Here is a 3,434-nt window from a genome sequence, read left to right on the forward strand (position 1 = left end):
TGTTACGTCCCGGTCTATTTGAGGATCGGCATCCCGCGCTATTCGAGATGAAACGAAACGGGTTGTCTCGCGCTGCGATAGAAGTGCACATGATGAAGCAAGGCGCGGGACGAAGTTCGATGTGGCGAAGGTAACTCGCGTAGTAATGTGCCGTTCCGTTGGGCATCGAGCGCGCTGCAATGCAGACGGGGGCCGCGACGGCCCCCGTGAAATCAGAACGGATCGAGTGGATCGCCAAACAGATCCGGTGGATCGCCGGTATCGACGTCTTCGGGTGGACGATAGCGGCGAGCCTGTTCGCCGTAGACGGTGTCGAACCATAGCCAGAGATCGTCGAGAATGCCCATGATGATGAAGGCGGTCTCGTCGGTGAGCTCGATTTCGGCAACGCCGGCGTTGCGGGTGAAGGCAAACATGATGGTTTCGCGAATGGTGGCAGGCGTCATGGCGGGCAGTGCGTTGCGGGTCATCTCACCTCCTCGATGGCGCGCTGCAGGAGGTCGTCGGGGATGTGGTTCAGCCCTTTCGGTACTGCCAGGCGCATGGCGTTACGCAGGATGCGCCCGGCCTGACGGGGCACCCCGCGCGAGGCCTCGCGCAGTTGCTCGAGGGCGGAATCGGAGAGCAACGAGTGAGTGCAGCCGGCGGCGCTGAGCGCGTGAGCGATGAGCTGGGAGAAGCGTTCGCGCTCCAGAACCGGCGTGAAGTGCACGCGTACCTGGATGCGGCTGTGCAGCGCGCTGAACTGCGCACGTTCGAGCATGCTGGCCAGCCCCGGATGGCCAACGAGCCAGACGGTAATGAGATCCCTGGCGTCCTGTGAAAAGTTGAGAAAAGACGGCAGATCGCGGAAAAACTCGGCGGCCAGGTGCTGGGATTCATCAATGATCCAGACGGGCACGATCTGGCGGCTCTGGGCGAGTTCGACGATGCGCTGCTTGATGTCGCGCCACAGGTCGGCACGCCGGTAGCTGGGCTCGAGCCCGAGTCCGCGCGCGAGCGCCCGGTACAGGTCGACGCGGCCGAAGTCGGTCTCGGCCGTGTAGATGACCTGATAGCGGTGCGGATTGAGCTTGCTGGTGATGTGACGCAAGGTGGCGGTCTTGCCCACGCCGGGCTCGCCGGTGAGCAGACCGACGCCGGGGCTATCGAGCAGCCACTGGAAGCGATCACGCAGATGGGTAATGGCGCCGTCGTCCCACAGATCGATCGAGTCCTTGTCCAGCGGCGCACAGCGCAGGCCGAAATGCTGACGGTACATGTCATTGCTCCGTGTGCGGGTAGTGCTGCTGATGGGCGAGCTCGATGAGGTTCGGGCCGGTAGTGGTTGGGGCAGTGGCCGGTTCGGCCGCAGGCCGCTGCCGCCGGCGCGTGCTGTTGGCGATGGCGTCGAGCGGTGTCGCCATACCGATGTATTTGCCCTCATCGTTCTCGACGTGCATGACGGTGCCGGTGTGTGGGTCGACCACGAGCTGGATGTGCTGGCCGGTGAGCTCGTACGGGACTTCGAACTGCTTGCCGTTATACGAGACGGTGCCGTCACGGCGCACCAGGCGTTTGACGCGATGCCAGAAGAGCTCGTCGAGCTGCGCGGCGAGCGGCCCGAGCAGGCGGATCCGCGGCAGGTCCTGCTGGTAGCGCGAAAGCGGCGTATGCTCACCGAGTGCGCTGTGCCTGCTCTGGTGATAGATGGTTTCGATCCAGGCCCAAAGGCGGGCGTTCAGGTCACCCAGCTCGCGGATATGGGTGGTGTCGAGTTCGGCGAGGAACAGGGAACGTAACGTTCTGTGCCAGCGTTCCAGCTTCCCTTTGCTGGTTGGCTGGTACGGCTGGCAGTGGACCAGGCGGATGCCCAGGCGCGCGCAGATGCCCTGCAGGGTGGCACTGCGATAAGCCGAGCCATTATCGACGACAAGCTTGCCAGGTATGCCTCGACGCATTAACGCCTGCTTGAGCACGCCCTCGATCTCCAACGCGTTCTCGGATAGGCAAAAGGCGCTGTGGGCGATGAGTCGCGAGGCGTCGTCCATCAACGAGACGAGGTAGACCTTGCGACGCCGGCCGTTGAGCAAAAGCGTCGGACCGTGCAATACATCGCCGTACCAGATCGAGCCCGCATGCTCGGCGACGAAGCTGCGCTTCTCGTCGGGCACGACGGTGGGACCCGTGACACGCGATAGGCCGTGGGTCTTGAGCAGTCGGTGGACGGCGCTCCTGGAGAGCGAATCGCGCGGCACGATTGCGGCGCCCTCGAGCAGCAGCCGGATCTGACGGATCGAGCGGCGTGGGTTCTCGCGCTTGGCGGCGATCACGGCGGCCTGCACCGCCTCGGGCAGCTTCGATGCGCCGCGGTCATTGCGAGGCTTGCTGGCGAGTCCTGCGACGCCATCGCGACGCCAGAGGTCGTACCAGACGCGCAGCGTCTTCTCGCTGATGTGGCGTCGTCGGGAGCCAGGAATGGCGTACTCCTGCTGGGCGATCTGGTGCATGAGGCGAGCGAGTTCACCGCGGGCAAGTACGTCGCGGCTGACAAGCGGGCCGAGCACGCCCAGACGGAACAGTGCCATCTCGTCGATGTGGTTCATGTCGTCCAATTCCTTCGTTCAGTTGAGGAAGCGACATGAAACCGCCGTCGCGATGGCGGCGGAAGTGGCCAGACTGTGTGGGCAGCCCGCTAAACCATGACGTGGCCCGTTGCGCGGCAGGCCAGACTCAACGGATCACGGGACAGTCAGGCCGTCGTGATCGAGCCAGGCCATCGCACGGCACAACGGCATGTCGGCGAAACAGGCGCGCCAGAAAGCAGGGGTATCGGTGGTGCGGCCCAGCGCCGCAAAGCGGCTGCGCAGACGAAACGCGAAGTCCGCGCTGTTGGCCTGCAGCCAGCACCACCAGCGGCGCACGGTGTGCCGGGCCAGGCCGGTGACGGCAGCCGTGCGCCGTAGCGACACGCCAAACAGCAGCAGCGAGAGCCCCAGTTGCTGCAGGGCCCAGCCGTACCAGCGGCGCGGGCAGATGCACAGCGGCAGGCGCGAGCAGGTGCGGCTGCATGCCACGCAACGAAAGCGCGGCACGGGTACCGGGTTGAGTTCGGCCTGGCTGCTGCGGTCGGCCTTGCGGTCGTAGAAGCCGTGGCCCCAAAGGCCACCGAAGCCGCAATGCGGGCAGCGTTCAGGGCGATAGGTCTGCGGCGTGGAGACAACGGCGCGAAGATGTTGTTCGAGGGTAAGAGACGCGAATACAATGCGATGCATGGTCAGTCTGTTCTGATTGTTCGTGTAAGGTCCGGAAAACGTTCCACGATATCAGAGCTGTACTGGCCATCTTTACGTCCGCTGTATCCCGCGCTCTTTGCGGTGAAGTTCAAAAATTCGTTCCCGACGTTCGCGATACAAACATCCCCCGCCGATCCTCAAATAGACCGGGACGTAACA

At 64.0% G+C, this 3,434-nt stretch carries 4 protein-coding genes; all 4 read right to left on the reverse strand.

The annotated features are described in order from the left end of the window. Window positions 1-212: 212 nt before the first annotated feature. Window positions 213-470, reverse strand: a complete 258-nt coding sequence (locus HV711_RS32980; RefSeq protein ID WP_035485235.1) for a hypothetical protein — start codon at window positions 468-470, stop codon at window positions 213-215. Beyond that, window positions 467-1,261 (reverse strand): ExeA family protein, encoded by a 795-nt coding sequence (locus HV711_RS32985; protein WP_144196292.1) that lies wholly within the window; start codon window positions 1,259-1,261, stop codon window positions 467-469. Before HV711_RS32985 ends, HV711_RS32980 begins: the two co-directional genes overlap by 4 nt. Window position 1,262: 1 nt before the next feature. Next, a complete protein-coding gene (locus tag HV711_RS32990; RefSeq protein ID WP_175145667.1) occupies window positions 1,263-2,585 on the reverse strand; it encodes a DDE-type integrase/transposase/recombinase in 1,323 nt (440 codons plus the stop codon). Window positions 2,586-2,720: 135 nt separating this feature from the next. After that, a complete protein-coding gene (locus HV711_RS32995; RefSeq protein WP_035484493.1) occupies window positions 2,721-3,254 on the reverse strand; it encodes a DUF6431 domain-containing protein in 534 nt (177 codons plus the stop codon). Between the last annotated feature and the right edge of the window lie 180 nt (window positions 3,255-3,434).

Source organism: Paraburkholderia phenoliruptrix (assembly GCF_902859825.1).
Classification (GTDB): domain Bacteria; phylum Pseudomonadota; class Gammaproteobacteria; order Burkholderiales; family Burkholderiaceae; genus Paraburkholderia; species Paraburkholderia phenoliruptrix.

Excerpts from the sequence above, each read along its gene's own strand:
- HV711_RS32995 (WP_035484493.1), bottom strand. The coding sequence starts at position 3,254 with ATGCATCGCATTGTATTCGCGTCTCTTACCCTCGAACAACATCTTCGC.
- HV711_RS32980 (WP_035485235.1), bottom strand. The coding sequence starts at position 470 with ATGACCCGCAACGCACTGCCCGCCATGACGCCTGCCACCATTCGCGAA.
- HV711_RS32990 (WP_175145667.1), bottom strand. The coding sequence starts at position 2,585 with ATGAACCACATCGACGAGATGGCACTGTTCCGTCTGGGCGTGCTCGGC.
- HV711_RS32985 (WP_144196292.1), bottom strand. The coding sequence starts at position 1,261 with ATGTACCGTCAGCATTTCGGCCTGCGCTGTGCGCCGCTGGACAAGGAC.